This window comes from Schwartzia sp. (in: firmicutes) (assembly GCF_978017985.1).
Genome location: NZ_CDXDFU010000080.1, coordinates 1 through 3906 on the forward strand (window position 1 = coordinate 1; position 3906 = coordinate 3906).

5 protein-coding genes and 1 tRNA gene are annotated in these 3906 nt (G+C 47.6%); all 6 read right to left on the reverse strand.

What is annotated here, in order from left to right; genetic code table 11:
• The coding region (locus tag ACY69O_RS03620) for a class I tRNA ligase family protein (protein WP_462332109.1) at positions 1-311 on the reverse strand (311 nt) is incomplete at its 3' end.
• A gap of 24 nt (positions 312-335) precedes the next feature.
• Positions 336-650, reverse strand: coding sequence for a hypothetical protein (locus ACY69O_RS03625; protein WP_072935232.1), 315 nt, complete (start codon positions 648-650; stop codon positions 336-338).
• Position 651: 1 nt separating this feature from the next.
• The gene (locus tag ACY69O_RS03630) at positions 652-2325 is read right to left on the reverse strand and encodes a glutamine--tRNA ligase/YqeY domain fusion protein (protein WP_462332110.1); all 1674 of its coding nucleotides are present in this window, start codon (positions 2323-2325) and stop codon (positions 652-654) included.
• Between the two features lie 54 nt (positions 2326-2379).
• Complete coding sequence (locus ACY69O_RS03635; protein ID WP_462332111.1) at positions 2380-3153, reverse strand: HD domain-containing protein; 774 nt, start codon at positions 3151-3153, stop codon at positions 2380-2382.
• The gene (locus tag ACY69O_RS03640; RefSeq protein ID WP_462332112.1) at positions 3150-3680 is read right to left on the reverse strand and encodes a 3H domain-containing protein; all 531 of its coding nucleotides are present in this window, start codon (positions 3678-3680) and stop codon (positions 3150-3152) included. The genes ACY69O_RS03635 and ACY69O_RS03640 overlap by 4 nt, the downstream gene beginning before the upstream one ends.
• 102 nt (positions 3681-3782) lie before the next feature.
• Positions 3783-3857: transfer RNA gene (locus tag ACY69O_RS03645), tRNA-Glu, on the reverse strand.
• Between the last annotated feature and the right edge of the window lie 49 nt (positions 3858-3906).

Genomic DNA, 3906 nt, shown 5'->3' on the forward strand with positions numbered 1-3906 from the left:
ATATTTGAATATGTCCAGTCAGACGGACGTACGCCATGCTTGATGGCAGCATTTTCAGCAGGCATACCGAAGGCATCAAAGCCCATCGGATGAATAACGTTAAAGCCCTCCATACGTTTGTAGCGGGCCATAACATCGCCGATAGAATAGTTGCGGACGTGTCCCATGTGCAGATTTCCCGAAGGATACGGGAACATTTCCAAAGCATAATACTTCGGAAGCGCAGGGTCATATTCCGTTTTATACGTCTTTTCTTCTTCCCACTTTGTCTGCCATTTCTTTTCTATTTCATGCGGAGTATATTTCTCCATTCCGGCTCCCCCTCTTATGTACGGTTACTTGTTCTTATGTTCAACGGGTGAAAGAATAATATTTTTCCCTTCACGATGTACGTTCATACGGTAATCGACAATTCCCTCTTTGTAGAGGTCGACTTTAAGCTCAAGCAGCAGCTTGCCGATTTTGTCGATGACATCCTGTGTCAGGTAAGCAATACGTATATCCTTACCGGGGTGCTCATCGGCGGCGCGTTTTGCTGCCTTCTTTTCCATCTTTTCGCCTGCCTCCATGAACATGGATTCAAGCGTAGGCTCTTCTACAAAGTTTTTGAGCATATCCTTGTCGGATAAATTCTTAGGTATTTTACTCATGTCAATCCTTCTTTACTTTTGCCCATGTATCACGAAGGCCAACAACTTCATTGAAAACAAGATGCTCAGGTGTCGTGTCCTTGTCTACGCAGAAATAGCCCTTGCGAAGGAACTGGTATCTCGTGCCCTCAGCGATATGTTTAAGGCTGGGCTCTACCATAGCATCCTTGATAACACGAAGTGAATTTGGATTCAGCGCCGAAAGGAAATCATCAGGTGTATTTCCGTTCTCATCTGTCAGAAGCAGATAATCATACAGACGTACCTCTGCCTGCAGAGCGGAATTTGCGTCTACCCAGTGCAGAGTTCCCTTGACCTTGCGTCCTGCTGTTGCGCCGCCGGTCTTGGACTCAGGGTCATAGGTGCAGTGAAGCTCAACAATATTGCCCTCTGCATCCTTGATGACTTCTTCACATTTAATTATGTATGCATGCTTCAGACGTACTTCTCCGTCCGGTTTCAGCCGGAAGAATTTCTTCGGCGGATTTTCCTCGAAATCTTCTCTCTCAATATAGATTTCACGGGAGAACGGAACAAAGCGGTGTCCTCCTCGCGTAGGATGATTTTCAGCCTCAAGGTATTCTGTTTTTCCCTCAGGATAATTCGTAATGACAACCTTCAAAGGTTCAAGAACCGCCATTACACGGTCAGCCTGCTCGTTAAGGTCCTCACGAACGCAGTGTTCAAGCATAGCAACGTCAACAAGGCTGTTGCTCTTTGCTACGCCGATTCGCTCACAGAAATCACGAAGTGCTGCCGGTGTATAGCCTCTGCGGCGGAGTCCCGATATAGTCGGCATACGCGGGTCGTCCCAGCCGCTGACATAACCGCCCTCAACAAGCTGACGGAGCTTGCGCTTGCTCATTACGGTATTGGTAAGATTCAGGCGTGCAAACTCAATCTGACGGGGACGCTTTCCAACCTCAAAGCCAAGTGACTCAAGCAGCCAGTCATAAAGAGGACGATGCTCCTCAAACTCAAGGGTGCAGACAGAGTGGCTGATTCCTTCAATAGCATCAGACATAGGATGCGCGAAATCGTACATTGGGTAAATGCACCATTCATCACCTGTGCGGTGATGGTCCGTATGGGCAATACGGTACAAAACAGGGTCGCGCATGGTAATATTCGGCGAAGCCATATCAATTTTCGCACGGAGCACGTGTGAACCGTCCGGGAATTCTCCTGCTTTCATACGCTCGAACAGGTCAAGATTTTCCTCCACGCTGCGGTTACGGTACGGACTCTCTTTGCCCGGCTCGGTAAGCGTTCCGCGGTATTCGCGAATCTCATCAGCAGTCAGGTCGCAAACGAATGCCTTGCCGCGTTTGATGAGTTCAACCGCGAAATCATAAAGCTGCTGGAAGTAATCGGAAGCATAATGCTGCTCGTCCCACTTGAAGCCCAGCCAGCTGACGTCCTCCTGAATGGAATCAACATATTCCGTATCTTCCTTTGTAGGATTGGTATCATCAAAACGAAGATTGCATTTTCCTGCAAACTCACGGGCGAGACCGAAGTTCAGGCATATGGATTTTGCATGGCCGATATGAAGATAGCCGTTAGGTTCGGGCGGAAATCTCGTATGGATTCCTTCTGTGTATTTTTCGTTCTTCAAATCTTCATTGATTGCGTTTTCGACGAAATTTGAAGCCAAATTATCTTTCTCAGGCATGATTAACTTCCTCCTGCATATAAATTTCATGTTTGTAACGGTACAGCATTGAAATCATTCCGCTTTATCCTCGGAATTGCATTTCTCCTTCACATACTCACGAAGCCGCTGTACTCCTTTGTCAATCTCCGCATCTCCCTGCGGCAGGCAGCGGACGATTTTATCAATATACCCTCTCTCAAGCACACGCTTCATCGTCCACGAGTAATTTATATCATACACCCACATAAGGCGGACGAGCTTTCTGTCGTCCATGGTGCGTATCATCGTATAATCACACTGCTCCCCGGCAGTGAATTTCCTGACAAAATCCGGACTGATTCCCGTACCGTCAGACGGAGCAATAAAAGGCTCCAATACATGATATATATCAAGCTTGTCTGCATCACGCAGTATTTTCGCATACATAAGCGATATTTTGTCCGGAGCAGGTTCAATTACCTTCTTATTATGATTCCAAATGGCAAACCGTATAATCTCCTGATCCTTTTCAGGCAAACTGCTTATAAGCCCTTCATCGGCAATGGTTTTAAGCCCCAAGGCAGCATGGTCCTCAGACTGTGCATCGTTGAAGGTGCGGTATATGGTAAACTGGCGGAATCTGCCCACATCATGCAGCAGACCCATTATTTCCGCCCGAATCACATCGTCCCCTGCAAGGCCGAGATGCTCGGACAGCTCACGGGCATATCCGAGGACTCGCATGGTATGCTCCTCTTTCATGCGGATTGCCTGCTGTATATCCTCTGCCTCGTTATACCAGGATTTCATATATTGCCGCATCCATGCTTCCAGACGGTTCAACGCCTGATGTAAATCTTCTGTCATACCTGACCGCCTTCCGCAAGAATACCGAGCTTACGAAGTTTATCCGTTATACGGCTCAATGCAGCAGTATCAGGAGCCTCAATAGTATGAAGATGAACTCCCGATGAAACGTCCAAAAGCGGCTTTGCGTTGCTCTGCTCCATTTTCTCAATGAAAACGTCAATATCATGACGGCTTGAAAGCATAAGATGGCCGTGAAGCTCTCCATAGACAGGGTGCTCTACAATGACATCACGCACCAAAGCGCCTTCGTCAATGATGGTTTCCAGCTCACGCCGCATATCCTTGCCGTCGTGACGGCAGGTTATGGTAGCAATCAATGTATTGTTCTTCAGCTTCTTATCCGGAAGGATATAACCTCTCGGAGTTGCATATATAGGTGTCCCCATTGCACGGAGGATACTGACATCTCCGACAATAATCTGTCTGCTGACCCCGAACTCAGCCGCAAGCTGCGTTCCTGTTAAAGGGTCTTTGCTGTTCTGAAGAAATTCCAAAACTTTATTCCGACGTTCTTCCGTCCGCACAGAAGTCACCTCCCTGACTTTTTTATTGTAAAGACTGGTAAAAAAAATTGCAACCTTCCTATAAAGAAAAAAGCCGCTCCAAACTGGAGCGGCAGTAAATTCTGGTGACGCCAGCGGGATTTGAACCCACGAACCCGCCGTGAAAGGGCGGTGTCTTAACCACTTGACGATGGCGCCATGGCTCCATGAGTAGGACTCGAACCTACGACCGATCGGTTAACAGCCG